The sequence below is a fragment of the Streptomyces sodiiphilus genome, assembly GCF_039529215.1.
Classification (GTDB): domain Bacteria; phylum Actinomycetota; class Actinomycetes; order Streptomycetales; family Streptomycetaceae; genus Streptomyces; species Streptomyces sodiiphilus.
On sequence record NZ_BAAAMJ010000044.1, the window covers coordinates 34475 to 48956 of the forward strand.

Annotated in this window: 10 protein-coding genes; 4 read left to right on the top strand and 6 right to left on the bottom strand. The window is 76.0% G+C overall.

The genetic code is table 11. From position 1 onward, the window contains the following. Positions 1–32: 32 nt before the first annotated feature. From ABD299_RS18990 to ABD299_RS19010, 5 genes are all read right to left on the bottom strand, one after another. The gene (locus ABD299_RS18990) at positions 33–911 is read right to left on the bottom strand and encodes a universal stress protein (RefSeq protein ID WP_344263978.1); all 879 of its coding nucleotides are present in this window, start codon (positions 909–911) and stop codon (positions 33–35) included. A 186-nt stretch (positions 912–1097) separates the two neighbouring features. Then, positions 1098–1490, bottom strand: coding sequence for a nitrite reductase small subunit NirD (gene nirD / locus ABD299_RS18995; protein ID WP_344263979.1), 393 nt, complete (start codon positions 1488–1490; stop codon positions 1098–1100). Continuing rightward, entirely contained in the window at positions 1490–4138 is a 2649-nt protein-coding gene (gene nirB / locus ABD299_RS19000) for a nitrite reductase large subunit NirB (protein ID WP_344263981.1), read from the bottom strand. Before nirB ends, nirD begins: the two co-directional genes overlap by 1 nt. A 1-nt stretch (position 4139) precedes the next feature. Next, entirely contained in the window at positions 4140–5474 is a 1335-nt protein-coding gene (locus tag ABD299_RS19005; RefSeq protein WP_344263983.1) for an NAD(P)/FAD-dependent oxidoreductase, read from the bottom strand. Between the two features lie 114 nt (positions 5475–5588). After that, positions 5589–6338, bottom strand: coding sequence for a FadR/GntR family transcriptional regulator (locus tag ABD299_RS19010; RefSeq protein ID WP_344263985.1), 750 nt, complete (start codon positions 6336–6338; stop codon positions 5589–5591). A 130-nt stretch (positions 6339–6468) separates the two neighbouring features. Between ABD299_RS19010 and ABD299_RS19015 the strand changes: the two genes are divergently transcribed. Next, positions 6469–6966, top strand: a complete 498-nt coding sequence (locus ABD299_RS19015) for a gluconokinase (protein WP_344264050.1) — start codon at positions 6469–6471, stop codon at positions 6964–6966. A 115-nt stretch (positions 6967–7081) separates the two neighbouring features. On the opposite strand, the gene ABD299_RS19020 is transcribed toward ABD299_RS19015, so the two are convergent. Then, positions 7082–9268 (bottom strand): molybdopterin oxidoreductase family protein, encoded by a 2187-nt coding sequence (locus tag ABD299_RS19020; protein WP_344263987.1) that lies wholly within the window; start codon positions 9266–9268, stop codon positions 7082–7084. A gap of 162 nt (positions 9269–9430) precedes the next feature. Here ABD299_RS19020 and ABD299_RS19025 point away from each other — a divergent pair, with 162 nt between their 5' ends. The 3 genes from ABD299_RS19025 to ABD299_RS19035 all read left to right on the top strand — a co-directional run bounded on the left by ABD299_RS19025 (position 9431) and on the right by ABD299_RS19035 (position 14452). After that, positions 9431–10183, top strand: a complete 753-nt coding sequence (locus ABD299_RS19025) for a sirohydrochlorin chelatase (RefSeq protein WP_344263989.1) — start codon at positions 9431–9433, stop codon at positions 10181–10183. Between the two features lie 49 nt (positions 10184–10232). Continuing rightward, entirely contained in the window at positions 10233–11519 is a 1287-nt protein-coding gene (locus tag ABD299_RS19030; protein WP_344263991.1) for a deoxyguanosinetriphosphate triphosphohydrolase, read from the top strand. A gap of 176 nt (positions 11520–11695) precedes the next feature. Further along, on the top strand, positions 11696–14452 hold the full coding sequence (locus ABD299_RS19035) for a helix-turn-helix transcriptional regulator (RefSeq protein WP_344263993.1): 2757 nt from the start codon (positions 11696–11698) through the stop codon (positions 14450–14452). Positions 14453–14482 lie beyond the last annotated feature (30 nt).

The following is a 14482-nucleotide window of genomic DNA, read 5'->3' on the forward strand; positions in this document are numbered from 1 at the left end:
GGCCGCCCGGCGGGGTCCGCCGGCTCACCGGTTCAGTGATGCGGGACGACGGCGACTGGGGTCTCGGCGTGGTGCACCACAGCGTGGGCGACCGGGCCGATCCTCGGGGCCAGCGCGGGACGCTCGGTGCGCCGGCCGACGACCACCAGCCCGGTGCGGGAGGCGGCCTCCGTCAGCAGGATCTGCGAGGCGTTGCCGTACTGGACGTTCTCCGCCACCGGCACGTCCGGGTACTGCTCCCGCCAGGGCTTCACGGCCTCGGCAAGGCTCGCCTGCAGCTCGGCGCGCATGCTGCCCTCCTCGGCGAAGGCCTGCTGGATGGAGGCCTCCTCGGAGCGGAAGAGCGTGGGCAGCTTCCACACGTGGACCGCCCGCACCCCGGCGCCGCGCGCCGCGGCCGCCGCGAAGGCGAACTCCAGCACCTTCGCCGCCGGCTCGCCGAACTCGTCGACACCCACCAGCACGTCGTCCCCGGTGGGAGCGCCGATGCCCTGGGCCCGGCGGGTCTCCTCGGTCCGCACCAGCACCACCGGGTGCTTGGCCCGGGCCAGGACCTGCAGGGCGACCGATCCCAGCAGGAATCCCGCGATCGGCCCCAGTCCGCGGGAGCCGAGGACCAGGAACTCGGCGTGCTCGGCCTGCTCGGGCAGGCTGGCCGTGGCGACGGCCGGCAGCAGCTCGGTGGTGACCGGCAGTCCCGGGTGGGACTCGGCCAGCGCGGCCTCGGCCTCCTCCATCAGCCGCTTGGCGCCGGAGTTGTCCATGGTGATGGCGGTCTGCAGCGGGTCGGCGATCCAGGCGTGCACCAGGTGCAGCGGCAGGTCGCGCAGCTTGGCCTCCCGGGCCGCCCAGTCCAGGGCCGCCTGGCTTTCCTTCGAGCCGTCAAATCCGACGATCACGGGGCGCTTCATGGTGTTCCTCCTCGTCCGGTGGACCGGACCGCGTCTGCTCGCTGCCCTCGTCCTGGTCATAGATTCGGCCACCGGCACCCCAGGGCACAGGGGCCTAAGGTCCCGACACGCGCGGCCACCCGGTCCCGGGTTCCCGCTGCCGGCCGATGCACGCCCCGGGCACCGGACGGGATGCGGGCCGGCCGCTCAGACGGTGCGTACCGGCCAGACCGGCACCCGGTGCCCCTCGTCGTCCAGGCACCGGCCGTCGATCAGGTCGAAACGCTGCTTGAGCAGCGGAGACGCCACGTACGGGCGCCCGGAGGCGGTGCCCAGCAGCCCGCGGGAGAGCACGCAGGCGCCGGTGAACGGGTCGCGGTTGCCGATCGCGTACGTCCGGCCCGAACGGTCCGCGAAGACCGCCGCCTGCCCGCCGTCGGGCAGCAGCACGGCAACCCCCCGGCCCGGCGTGAGGTCGCCGGCCGCGCACACGGCGGTCCACCGCCCCTGTGTCTCGATCTCGACCAGGCCGGTCGGCCGCTGCTGCGCTGTGCGCGCCGCCGGATCCGCCGGCAGCCGGGTCTCGGTCACGGTGGTCATCAGCTGGTGCTCCCTTCGAGGGTCCGGACCGGGATGTCCGGACCGGAGAGAATGGTCAGGTCGGGCTTGACCTGGTCGCGCTCGGGGGTGAAGCGCACCGAGGGGTCGGGGACCCCGGGCGCGTTGACGAACGACACGAAGCGGCTCAGCTTCTCCGGGTCCGCCAGCGTCTCGGCCCACTCGTCGCGGTAGTGGGCGACGTGCGCGGTCATCAGGGCCTCCAGCTCCCCGCAGATCCCCAGCGAGTCGTGCACCACGACATCGCGCACGTGGTCCAGGCCGCCCTCGATGCGCTCCAGCCACACCGAGGTCCGCTCCAGGCGGTCGGCGGTGCGGATGTAGAACATCAGGAAGCGGTCGATCAGGCGGACCAGCTCCTCGTCCGACAGGTCCTGGGCCAGCAGGTCCGCGTGGCGCGGCGTGGCCCCGCCGTTCCCGCCGACGTACAGGTTCCAGCCCGCGGCGGTGGCGATCACCCCGAAGTCCTTGCCCATGGCCTCCGCGCACTCCCGGGCGCAGCCGGAGACGGCCGACTTCAGCTTGTGCGGGGCCCGCAGCCCCCGGTAGCGCAGCTCCAGGTCGATGGCCATCCGGACGCTGTCCTGCACGCCGTAGCGGCACCACGTCGATCCCACGCAGGACTTCACCGTGCGCAGCGCCTTGCCGTAGGCGTGTCCGGACTCGAAGCCCGCCGCGACCAGCCGGGACCAGATGGCCGGCAGCTGGTCGACCCGGGCGCCGAACAGGTCGATGCGCTGACCTCCGGTGATCTTGGTGTAGAGGCCGAAGTCCCGGGCCACCTCGCCGATCACGATCAGCTTCTCCGGGGTGATCTCGCCGCCGGGGACCCGGGGGACGATCGAGTACGAGCCGTTGCGCTGCAGGTTGGCCAGGAAGTGGTCGTTGGTGTCCTGCAGCGCCGCCTGCTCGCCGTCCAGTACATAGCCCGAGGTGCCGATCGCCGGCGCCAGCGAGGCGATGACCGAGGCGACGGCGGGCTTGCAGATCTCGCAGCCCTCGCCGCCGCGGGCCCCGGGCCGCCCGTGGCCGTCCAGCAGCTCGCGGAAGGAGGAGACCCGCAGCGCCCGCACGATCTCGTAGAGCTCCTGGCGGGTGTGGGCGAAGCAGCCGCACAGCCCCTTGTCGACCGTGACGCCGTTGGCCTCCAGCTCGGTGTTCACCAGCCGGCCCAGCACCTTCACGCAGCTTCCGCAGCCGGTGCCGGCCCTGGTGCAGGACTTCACCTGCGGCACGTCGGTGCACTTGTGCTCGGTGACCGCTGCCCGCACCGCCCCCTTGGTGACGTTGTGGCAGCTGCACACCACCGCGTCGTCCGGCAGTGAGGACGGGCCGAGCGCGGCGGCGGGGGCCAGGCCGGCCGGGAGCACCAGCTGCTCGGGCGCGGCGGGCGGCACCGTGCCGGTCAGCGGGCGCAGCATGCCGTAGGAGTCGGCGTCGCCGACCAGCACCCCGCCGAGCAGGGTGCCGTCCGCGCCGATCACCAGCTTCTTGTAGACGCCCGCGCGGGAGTCGGCGTAGACGACGTCCATGCAGCCCTCGGCGGTGCCGTGCGCGTCGCCGAACGAGGCCACGTCCACGCCCAGCAGCTTCAGCTTGGTGGAGGTGTCGGCCCCGGTGAAGACCCGCTCCGGCGCACCCGCCGCGTCCGGGCCCCGCTCCGCGGCGATGGCCTCCGCCGCGGTGGCCGCCATCTCGTAGCCGGGGGCGACCAGCCCGTAGACCTTGCCGTCGGCCGTCAGCGCGCACTCGCCGATCGCGTACACCGCGGGGTCCGAGGTGCGGCACCGCTCGTCCACGGCGATGCCGCCGCGTTCACCGGTCGCCAGACCGGCCTGCCGGGCCAGCTCGTCCCGGGGCCGCACGCCCGCGGAGAAGACCACCAGGTCGGCGGGGAGCCGCGAGCCGTCGGACAGCGCCATGCCGGTGACCGCGCCGGAGGCGTTCGCGGTGATCTCCTGGCCGGCCACGCCGGTGTGCACCAGCAGGCCCATCTCCTCCACGGTGCGGCGCAGGGCGGCCCCGCCGCCCTCGTCGACCTGCAGGGCCATCAGCCGGGGGTTGAACTCCACGATGTGGGTGGCCAGGCCCAGGCCGCGCAGCGCGCCGGCGGCCTCCAGTCCCAGCAGCCCGCCGCCGACGACCACTCCGGTGCGGCAGCCCGCCGCGTACTCCTCGATGGCCAGCAGGTCCTCGACGGTCCGGTAGACGAAGCAGCCGGTGCTGTCCTTGCCTGGCACCGGCGGGACGAACGGGTAGGAGCCGGTGGCCAGCACCAGGGTGTCGTACCGGATGACGTGGCCCGCGCGCGAGGTGACGGTGCCCGCCTCGCGGTCCACGCTCACGGCCGGGTCGCCCACGTGCAGTTCGATGCCGTGCCGTGCCATGAAGCCGTCCGGGACGACGGACAGCTCGTCCGGGCCGGTGCCGGAGAAGTAGGAGGTCAGCTGCACCCGGTCGTAGGCGGGGCGGGGCTCCTCGCAGAGCACGATCACGCGGGCCCGCTCGGTGACCTCGCGGCCGGCGAGCTCCTCCAGGAAGCGCTGCCCGACCATGCCGTGGCCGACCAGCACGATCACCGGTCGCTCGGGGCCGCCCGCGGCGGGGGTGGGGGTCGTTTCGGTGGACATCTCAGGTCCCTCCGTCGTGGGTGAGCAGGTGCAGCAGGGGGCTTCCGGGCAGCGTCTCGTCGTCCTCCCAGGTGCGGGCCAGTGTGCCGACACCTCCGAGGTCGCCCAGGAGGATGCCGCCGCGGAGCCGGTCGCCGCGGACGACGATCTTGCGGTAGGCGCCGCGGGTGGCGTCGGCGAGCTCCACGACGTCGTCCCCGGGCCGCGGGACCGTCTCGCCGAACGCCGCGAGGTCCAGGGGCGAGGCCGGTCCGGCCGCTCCGGCGGCCGCCGGGACGCCCAGCGTCAGCCGGGTCACGGCGCGGGTGCCGGTGTAGCGGGGGCCGGGTCCGGGCGCCGCCGGGTCCCGGCCGGCCGGGCCGCCGTCCAGCACCCGGGCCAGCACGTCGGCCTGCTCCTGGGCGGCCCCGGCCAGCCCGTAGACCACCCCGGCGTGCTCGGCGCAGTCGCCGAGGGCGAAGATCCGCGGGTCGCCGGTGGCCAGCCGGTCGTCGACGACGATGCCGCGCGCCACCTCCAGCCCGGCCGCGCGGGCCAGGCCGGTCCGCGGGCGCACCCCGCAGGCGAGGACCACCAGGTCGGCGTCGAGCCGGATGCCGCCACCCGCTCCGGTGCGGGGGAAGCCCGCCGACAGCTCCACCGCCCGCACCCGCCGCTCCCCGGAGCCGGGCGCGGGCTCGGTGGTCAGCCCGCGCACCCGGCACTCCGTGTGGACCTCCACGCCGAGGTCCTCCAGGTGGCCGCGCAGCAGGGCGGCGGCGGACGCGTCGAGCTGCCGTTCCATCAGCCGCTCGCCCTGCTGGGCGAGCACGACACCCGCCCCCCGCCGGGCCAGGGCCCGGGCCGCCGAGACGCCGAGCAGGCCGCCGCCGATCACCACGGCCCGGCAGCCGGGACCGGCCGCGGCGGTCAGCGCCAGGCAGTCGTCCATGGTCCGGAACGCGTGGACACCCCGGGGAAGTTCGTGACCGTCCTCGGCGAACAGGCCGTGGAACGGCGGCAGCACCGGGTTGGAGCCGGTGGCCAGGACCAGGGCGTCGTAGGGCACCAGGGCGCCGTCGTCGCAGACCACCCGCCGCTCCGCCCGGTCGATGCGCACCACGCGCACCCCGCCGCGCCACCGCACGGTGCCGTCCGGCGGTGCGGGCAGGGCGATGACATGCGGCGGGTACTGCCCCGCCAGGACCTCGGCCAGCAGCACCCGGTTGTACGCGGCATGCGGTTCCTCGCCGAGCACGGTCACCTCGGGGCCGCCCTGCCGCGCCCCGAGCTGCTGTGCCAGCCGGGCACCGGCCATGCCGCCCCCGACGATCACCACCCGCGGTCTCGATGTCATGCCTTCGAGCGTGCGCGGGGGCTGTTACCCGTCCGCATCACCGTCGTTTCCCCCAGGGAACACTGACCTCAGCGGTCCGGGCGCCGGGCTGTGAGACCGGTGCGCCCGCGGGCGTCAGACGGGCGGTCCGGGCGGTCCGGGCGGCACGACCGCGTTGCGCACCTCGGCCAGCAGTTCCCGCATGGCCGCTTCCGCTTCCGCGGCCCGGCCGGAGGCGACCGCGCGGGCCACGGCCTCGTGCAGATCCAGCGCGTGGGGCCGGGGCTGCGGCGGCATGAGCCCGAGGGCGGTCCGGGCACGCAGCACCACGGCGACGACGTCGGCCAGGCCGCTGAACATCTCGTTGCCGCCGGCCCGGAGCAGCAGGGTGTGGAAGGCGATGTCCGTGTCGAGGAACGGGCCGAGCCGGCCGGCCTCGCCCAGTGTCCGCATCCGGGCGGCGAGCCGCTCGGCGAGTGCGCGCTGTTCCGCGGAAGCGTTGCGTGCGGCTGCTCCGGCGGCGGGGGGCTCGACGGCGGCCCGCAGCTCGGTGAGCGAGCGCAGCTGGTTCTCCCGGTCCGCACCGGACAGCCGCCACCAGATCACCCGGGGATCGAAGACGTTCCAGGAGGCGGGGGCCAGGACGGTGATGCCGACCCGGCGCCGGGACGCGACCAGCCCCAGGGACTCCAGCAGCCGCATGGCCTCGCGGGCCACGGTGCGCGAGACCCTGAAACGCTCCTGGATGCCTTCCAGCGTCAGGACGTGACCGGCGGGCAGCGCGCCGCCCGTGATCTCCAGGCCGAGGGTGTCGAGGACCGCCTGGTGCCGTGCACCGGTGCCGTCGTCCTCCCCCGCGCTCCGGTTTCCCGCCTGAGACCCCACTCCGGAAGGGTATCCCGGGAGCGGTCCCTTTCCCGGAGCCGGAGAACGGTGTTACCTTGCCGCGGCAATGGTCATACCTTTCGGAAGGGGCCTCGTGACACCCACCGCAGCACCCACCGGTCTGGTGGTGATGGGCGTCTCCGGGTGCGGCAAGAGCACCGTGGCCCGGCTGGCCGCCGAGCGCCTGGGCTGGGAGATGGACGAGGCCGATGATTTCCATCCTCCGCAGAACGTCGCCCGGATGGCCCGGGGCGTTCCGCTGACCGACCACGACCGGCTGCCGTGGCTGACCGCGCTGCGCGACCGGATGAGCGCACGTGCCGACGGCGGACGCTCCACGGTCCTCGCCTGCTCGGCGCTCAAGCGTTCCTACCGCGACCTGCTGCGCGGAGCCCGCTGCCGGGTCCGCTTCGTCTTCCTCGACGGAACCCCGCAGGCCGTCGCGGAACGCCTGGCGGGCCGCAGCGGGCACTTCATGCCCGCCTCGCTGCTGGAGTCCCAGTTCGCCGACCTGGAGCCGCTGGCCGGTGACGAGGACGGCGTCACCGTCGCCCTGACCGGAGCCCCGGAGGAGATCACCGGCGAGGCACTCGGCCGTCTCGGGCTCCTCGCGCCCCCTCCGGCCTGAAACCTCCCCTCACCACCTGTCCGGGCTGTGGGCCGGAAGGCGGATCGTGCTGCCGGTGCCCGGCATTCCGAGCGGCGGTGAGCGTGCCGGGCACGACCGAACCCCGCCCGGGCCCTCACCCGGGCCGGGGGGCCGCGCGGCCCGCGCCGTCCGCCGGGTCGCCGTCACCGGCCGTCTCCGCGCGTTCCACCCGCACCGCGCAGAGCTTGAACTCCGGCATCCGCGAGACCGGGTCGAGCGCCGGGTTGGTGAGCGAGTTGGCCCGGCCCGCGCCGGGCCAGTGGAAGGGCATGAACACCGTGTCCGCCCGGATCCCGGTGGTGATCCTGGCGGGTGCCATGGCCCTGCCCCGGCGGGAGACCACCGACAGCAGGTCGCCCTCCGCGGCGCCCAGCCGCTCCGCGAGCCGCGGGTGGAGCTCGACGAACGGGCCGGGCGCGGCGGCGTTCAGCTCCGCCACCCGCCGGGTCTGCGCGCCGGACTGGTACTGCGCCAGCACGCGGCCCGTGGTGAGCAGCAGCGGGTACTCGGCGTCGGTCTCCTCGGCCGCCGGCCGGTGCACGGCCGGGCTGAACCGGGCCCGCCCGTCCGGGGTCGCGAAGCGGTCCAGGAACAGACGCGGGGTGCCCGGGTGCGGCCCGGCTCCCCGGTCCCCGCCCTCCGCGGTCGCCGGGCAGGGCCAGAACACCCCGTCCTCCTCGGCGATCCGCCGGTAGGTGATGCCCGAGTAGTCGGCTTTCCCGCCGGCGGAGGCGCGGCGCAGCTCCTCGAACACCTCCTCGGGGTCGGTGGGGAAGCCCTTCTCCCAGCCCAGGCGGGCCGCCAGGTCGTGCAGCACCCGCAGGTCGCCGCGGCAGCCGGGCGGCGGGTCCACGGCCTTGCGGCGCAGCAGCACCCGTCCCTCCAGGCTGGTCAGGGTCCCGGTCTCCTCCGCCCACTGGGTCACCGGCAGTACGACGTCCGCCAGCCGGGCGCTCTCGGAGAGCACCACGTCGCACACCGCCAGGAAGTCCAGTGCCCGCATCCGCTCCTCGACGTGGGCGGCGCGGGGGGCCGACACCACCGGGTTGGAGGCGAGCAGCAGCAGGGCCCGCACCCCGTCGGGGGTGTCCCGGCCCAGGGCGTCCAGCAGTTCGTAGGCGCTGCGGCCCGGTCCCGGCAGGACCGCCGGGTCCACGCCCCACACACCCGCCACGTGCGCGCGGGCCGCCGGGTCGGCCAGCATCCGGTAGCCGGGCAGCTGGTCGGCCTTCTGCCCGTGCTCCCGGCCGCCCTGGCCGTTTCCCTGGCCGGTCAGGCAGCCGTACCCGGACAGCGGCCGTCCGGCCCGGCCGGTGGCCAGGCACAGGTTGATCCAGGCCCCCACGGTGTCGGTGCCCTTGGACTGCTGCTCCGGCCCCCGGGCGGTGAGCACCATCGACGACGGGGCGTCGCAGAACATCCGCACGCACTCCCGCAGCAGGGGCACCGGCACCCCGGTGATCCTCTCCACCAGCTCCGGCCAGTGCGCCATGGCCGCCGCCCGCGCCTCGGGCCAGCCGGTGGTGCGCGCGGCGATGAACTCCTCGTCCGTCCGGCCCTCGGCCACCACCAGGTGCAGCAGGCCCAGGGCCAGGGCCAGGTCGGTGCCCGGGCGCGGGGCGAGATGCAGGTCGGCGTGTTCCGCCGTGCGGGTGCGCCGCGGGTCCACCACGATCAGCCTGCCGCCGTTCTCCCGCAGTCCGGTGAAGTACCGCAGGGCGGGCGGCATCGTCTCGGCCGGGTTGGAGCCCACCAGGATGACGCAGCCGGTGCTCGGGATGTCCGCCAGGGGGAACGGCAGCCCGCGGTCCACCCCGAACGCCCTGGTGCCGGCCGCCGCGGCCGAGGACATGCAGAACCGGCCGTTGTAGTCGATCTGCGAGCTGCCCAGCACCAGCCGGGTGAACTTGCCCAGTGCGTAGGCCTTCTCGTTGGTGAGCCCGCCGCCGCCGAAGACCCCCACCGCGTCGGGGCCGTGCGCCGTCCGGGTGGCCGACAGCCCCGCCGCCACCCGGTCCAGCGCCTCCTCCCAGCCGGCCGGCTCCAGCTCGCCGGAGGCGCCGCGCACCAGGGGCGTGGTCAGCCGGCTTCCGATGGCCAGCACCTGCGGCGCGGTCCGTCCCTTGCCGCACAGCGCTCCCCGGTTCACCGGGAACGCGGCGCGCTCCTCCACCGCCACCCCGCCTGCCGTCTCCGGCGCGGGGCGCAGATTCATCCCGCACTGGAGGGCGCAGTACGGGCAGTGCGTCGGGACGGAGGTCCCGGCCGGGTCAGCGCTCATGCCTCCAGCGTGCTGCCGTCGTGTTACGGGCCGGGTCCGCCCGGTGTTACGGTGCCGGTGCGCTCCCCTCAGCGCGGCCGGAAGGCGGTGGTGAGCGCCCCGGCCCGCACCTGGTGACGCGCGGGCAACACGGCGGCAACACCGACGGCGCAGGCTGGGCGCATGGCCGTCGATACCTCTGCCCCCACCCTGGTCGCCGTCGCCCACGGCTCGCCGGACCCGCGGGCCCGGCACACCGTGGAGGCCCTGGTACGGCTGGTCCGCGCGCTGCGCCCGGGGCTCCCGGTCGCGCTCGGCCACCTGGAGACCGACCGTCCGCTGCTGAGCCGGACCCTGGCCGGGCTGCGCGGCCGCGTGGTGCTGGTGCCGCTGCTGTTCAGCCGTGGCTACCACGTCAAGCAGGACATCCCGGCGCAGCTCAGCGGCGCCCCCCATCTGACGGAGCCCGTCACCGCGGCCTGCCTGGGCCCGCACCCGCTGCTCGTCGAGGCGCTGTACCGGCGCCTGCTGGAGGCCGGCCTCCGGGCGGGCGCGCCGGGCGGCGCGTTGGTGCTGGCCGCCGCGGGCTCCCGCGACCCGGAGTCGGCCGCCGGGACCCGTCACACCGCCGACCTGCTGTCGGCCCGGCTCGGCGGGGTGCCGGTGCTGCCCGGCTACGCCTCCGCGGGCGGCCCGGCCGTGCCGGAGGCGGTGGAGCGGCTGCGGGCCCGCGGGCACCGGGAGATCGCCGTGGCCTCCTGCTTCGTGGCGCCCGGGTATTTCGCCACGCGCTGCGCGGCGGCCGCCCCGGGCGTGGTGTCCGCTCCGCTGGGCGCCCACCCGGCCCTGGCCCGGCTGCTGCTGCACCGCTACGACCAGGCGCTGGGCGTCACCGCGCCCCTGTGCGCCGGGCGGGTGCCGGCCGGCGCCCGGTGACGGCCCGGCCGGCGCGCCGGTGGCCGCCCGGTCCGGTTACGGTCGGTGCATGGACGCACGGAACGACAGGTTTCCGGGGTACCGGGACAGCGACGCCGAGCGCTTCGACCCCGAGCCGGACAAGCGCCCCGGCCGCACCACGTTCCAGCGCGACCGGGCGCGGGTGCTGCACTCCGCGGCCCTGCGCAGGCTGGCGGGCAAGACCCAGGTGGTCACCCCTGAGCCGGCCGGCCCGGGGCACGTCTGGGACGCCAGTCCCCGCACCCGTCTGACCCACTCCCTGGAGTGCGCCCAAGTGGGCCGGGAGCTGGGCGCGGCCTTCGGCTGCGACGCGGACCTGGTCGAGGCGGCCTGCCTGGCGCACGATCTGGGCCACCCTCCCTTCGGGCACAACGGGGAACGGGCGCTGGACGAGCTGGCGGCGCCGTGCGGGGGGTTCGAGGGCAACGCACAGTCGCTGCGGCTGATCTCCCGGCTGGAGCCCAAACGATTCCGCGGTCAGGAGCCGGTGGGCCTGAACCTGGCGCGGGCCACCCTGGACGCGGCCACCAAGTACCCGTGGCCGCGCGGCGGCCACCCGGACGGCCCCGGCTCCGTGAAGTTCGGTGTCTACCCCGACGACCTGCCGGTCTTCGACTGGATGCGGCAGGGCGCGCCCGAGGGGCGGCGCTGCTTCGAGGCACAGGTGATGGACTGGTCCGACGACGTCGCCTACTCGGTGCACGACGTGGAGGACGGCCTGCACGCCGGCCATCTGGACCCCAACATGCTGCTGGCCGAGCCCGAGCGGCTGGAGATCTTCGCGGTCGCGGCCCGCCGCTACGCCCCCGCCGGCGCCGGGCCGGCCGAGCTGGCCGCCGCGCTCGACCGGCTGCTGGACCAGGAGTGGTGGCCGCACGGCTACGACGGCACCGCCACCGCCCAGGCCCGGCTGAAGAACGCCACCAGCCAGCTCATCGGCCGCTTCTGCCTGGCCGCCGAGGGTGCCACCCGGGTGCGGTACGGATCGGGCCCGCTGGGCCGATACGCGGCCGAGCTGATCGTCCCGCGCGGCGCCCGGCTGGAGTGCGCCGTTCTCAAGGCGGTCGCCGACGTCTACGTCATGCAGCGCCCGGACCAGGAGCGGCTGCGCTCCCGGCAGCGGGAACTGCTCGCCGGACTCGGCGGGGAGCTGGGCCGCCGCGCCCCGGACGGCCTCGACCCCCAGTACCGCAGCCTGTTCGCCGCCGCCGGTGACGACACGGCGCGGCTGCGGGTCGTCGTGGACCAGATCGCCGCGCTCACCGACGCCTCCGCACGCTCCCTGCACGCGCGCCTCACCGCCCGCCGGGTGTGAGCCTCGCGGACACCGGTGGCTGTGCAGCCGCACATGCCCCGGCCGTACCGGCTGGGCAGCCGCAGCGAATCCGGACGCGAAGAATGGACAACCGCTTTCCACGGTGGTGGCGTATGCCGACCAACGGGGGCGGACCGACGAAGGTGTCACGTCCCTGTCATGGAGGGCTTCTGCGGATGAACAGTGGGAGCACGGCACACAAGGCCGTCACGGCACTGCTCGAACGCACCCGTGCCGGCCACGGAGGCGCGCTGGTGGTCCGGGCGGAACCGGGCCTGGGCACCAGCACACTGCTGGCTCGCGCCGCCGACAGCTTCCGGGACGGACTGGTCCTGCGCGCCCGCGGGGTGGCCGCCGAGACGGGCATCCCCTACAGCGGACTGCACGCGCTGCTCAGACCGGTTGCCGACCGCCCGCGCTCCGCCGCCCTGAGCGCCGCCCTGGAGCTGGGCGCCGCCCCGCCCGGCGGGAGCGGGCCCGTGCTGGCCGGTTTCCTCGCCCTGCTCCACCGGCTGGCCTCGGCCGGCCGGCCGGTGCTGGTGTGCGTGGACGACGCGCACCGGCTGGACGCCGCCTCCCGCGAGGCGCTCGGCTTCGCCGCCCGCCGGCTCGGGCAGCCACTGCCCGTGGCCGTGCTCGCGGGGCTGCCCCGGGACGGGGGCGCGGAGCCACGGTTCGCCGGGCTGCCCGTCGTCACCCTGCGGCCACTGGACGGGCCGGCCGCCGCCGCCCTGCTGGACCGGCTGCTGCCCCCGGGCACCGACCCCGCCGTCCGGGAGGCCCTGCTCCACGCCGGGGAGGGCAACCCGGGCCTGCTCACCGAATTCGTCCACCACCTCACCCCGCGGCAGCTGGCCGGCACCGAGCCGCTGCCCGACCCGCTGCCGGTCGGGGAGGCCCGGGACCGGGCGGCGGCTGCCCGGCTGGCACAACTGCCCCGGAGCACCCGGGCGTTGCTGCTGCTCGCCGCGGCCGCCACCGAACTCGCGGGCACCGCGCAGCTCGACGTGCTGGCCGGCGCCGCCGCGGCGGCCGGCCTGGACCCGGCCGCACTGGACCCGGCCGAGACCGCCGGAGCGGTCCGCCGCGAGGGCGACACCCTCCGGTTCGTCCACCCCCTGCTGCGCCGTGCCGCCTACTGGCAGCAGCCGCCCGACGGGCGTCGGACGGCTCACCGGCTGCTGGCCCGCGCCCTGTCCGGCCGCGGCCACCGGCTCCTGCGGCTGCGCCACCTGGCGGCGGCCTGCCCGGGGCCCGACCCTTCGCTCGGCGACGTCCTCGCCGACGAGGCGGCCCGCCGCCACCCCGGCACCCGGGACGGCCACGCCGAGCTGGCCGACGCGCTGCTGCGCGCCGCCGGACTCGCCGACGACGACCGGACGCGCGTCGTCCGACTGACCGCGGCGGCCGAGCACACCTGGTGCTCCGGACGCCCCCAGCGCGCCCGCGTCCTGCTGGACCGCGCCCGGGAGCTGCCCGCGCCGGACACCGAGCGCGGCCGGACCGAGCTGCTGCGCGGCACCCTCGAACTGAGCACCGGCATCGTCACCGACGCCCGCGAGGTGCTGATGGAGGCCGCCGCGATGCTCCAGGAGCACGCCCCGGACCTGGCGGCCCAGGCACTGCTGGGCGCCGCCGAGGCGTCCTGGGCGGCCGGCGACCCGCGCGGCTACCGGGGGGCGATCGAGGACCTGGCGTCCCGGGCCGAGCGGATCCCTCCGGTCGGCCAGGACCTGCCGACGGCGTACGCCGCGGGAATGGCCACCGTGCTGCGCGGACGCCTGGACCAGGCCGCGGCCCCGCTGCGGCGCGCGATCGGACTGGCGGTGCACGAGCGCTCCCCCCGGATGCTGATGCTGGCCAGTGGCGCGGCCCTGGTCCTGGGAGATGTCACCGCCGCGCGGGAGATCGGCACCAGGGCGGCCGCCGCCGCCCGCACCCGCGGGCCGGCCGTCCTCGTCCCCAGGGCCCTGGAGCACCTGGCCTACAGCGAACTGCGCACCGGCAACCACACCCGGGCCCGGGCCCACGCGCTGGCCGGGCTGGCACTGGCCGAGCGCACCGGGCAGCGCAACTGCGCCTCCCACCTGCACGCCGTGCTGGCCATGGCCGCCGCGATCGAGGGCGACGAGGACGGCTGCGTGCGGCACGCCCGCCGCGCGGACGCCGCCGCCGGTCCGCACGGGCTGGGCGTCGCGGCCACCCTCGCCCAGTGGAGCCTGGCGCGCTGCGACCTGGGGCTGGGCCGCGCCGGTGCGGCTGCCGCCCGTCTCGGTCCGTTGGTCAGCTCGGCCCCGGCACCGGGGCAGGGGCACTTCGCGCTGCGGATGCTGGCCATTCCCTGCTTCGTCGAGGCCTCCGTGCTGGCCGGGGATCCGGACCAGGCCCGCCCCGCCCTGGTGGACTTCGCCTGGTGGACCGGCGTCACCGCCGACCCGAGGGCCCCCGCCCAGCTGCTGCGCTGCCGTGCGCTGCTGGCCGAGCCGGACGCGTCCGCGGATCTGTTCGCCGCCGCGCTCGCCGAGCACACCCGGGTCGAGGGGGACTACGAGCGCGGGCGGACTCTGCTGCTGCACGGGATGGCCCTGCGCCGGCGGCGCAGACCGGGGGAGGCGCGCAGCGTGCTGCGCGAGGCGCTGCTGGCCTTCGAGCGCAGCAGGGCTACCGCCTGGGCCGAGCGGACCCGCGCCGAGCTGCGGCCGGCCGGGGAGGCCGCGGCGCCGGCCGTTCCGGACGCGCTGGCCGTCCTCACCCCGCAGCAGCTGCGCATCGCCCGCTGCGTGGCGGAGGGGGCGACCAACCGGGAGGTCGCCGCCCGGCTCTCGGTGAGCCCGCGCACCATCGACCACCATCTGCGGAACGTCTTCACCACTCTCGGGATCCGCTCGCGAGTGGAGCTGACCCGTTTCCTGGCCTCCGCCGGTGAGGGGTGAGGCGGCCCTGTGACCATGACATCGACCGAC

Bases quoted from the DNA above. Each gene is read 5' to 3' on its own strand.
- ABD299_RS18990 (WP_344263978.1), bottom strand. From the start codon at position 911: ATGAAGCGCCCCGTGATCGTCGGATTTGACGGCTCGAAGGAAAGCCAG.
- ABD299_RS19005 (WP_344263983.1), bottom strand. From the start codon at position 5,474: ATGACATCGAGACCGCGGGTGGTGATCGTCGGGGGCGGCATGGCCGGT.
- nirB (WP_344263981.1), bottom strand. From the start codon at position 4,138: ATGTCCACCGAAACGACCCCCACCCCCGCCGCGGGCGGCCCCGAGCGA.
- ABD299_RS19030 (WP_344263991.1), top strand. From the start codon at position 10,233: ATGGACGCACGGAACGACAGGTTTCCGGGGTACCGGGACAGCGACGCC.
- nirD (WP_344263979.1), bottom strand. From the start codon at position 1,490: ATGACCACCGTGACCGAGACCCGGCTGCCGGCGGATCCGGCGGCGCGC.
- ABD299_RS19020 (WP_344263987.1), bottom strand. From the start codon at position 9,268: ATGAGCGCTGACCCGGCCGGGACCTCCGTCCCGACGCACTGCCCGTAC.
- ABD299_RS19025 (WP_344263989.1), top strand. From the start codon at position 9,431: ATGGCCGTCGATACCTCTGCCCCCACCCTGGTCGCCGTCGCCCACGGC.
- ABD299_RS19035 (WP_344263993.1), top strand. From the start codon at position 11,696: ATGAACAGTGGGAGCACGGCACACAAGGCCGTCACGGCACTGCTCGAA.
- ABD299_RS19015 (WP_344264050.1), top strand. From the start codon at position 6,469: ATGGGCGTCTCCGGGTGCGGCAAGAGCACCGTGGCCCGGCTGGCCGCC.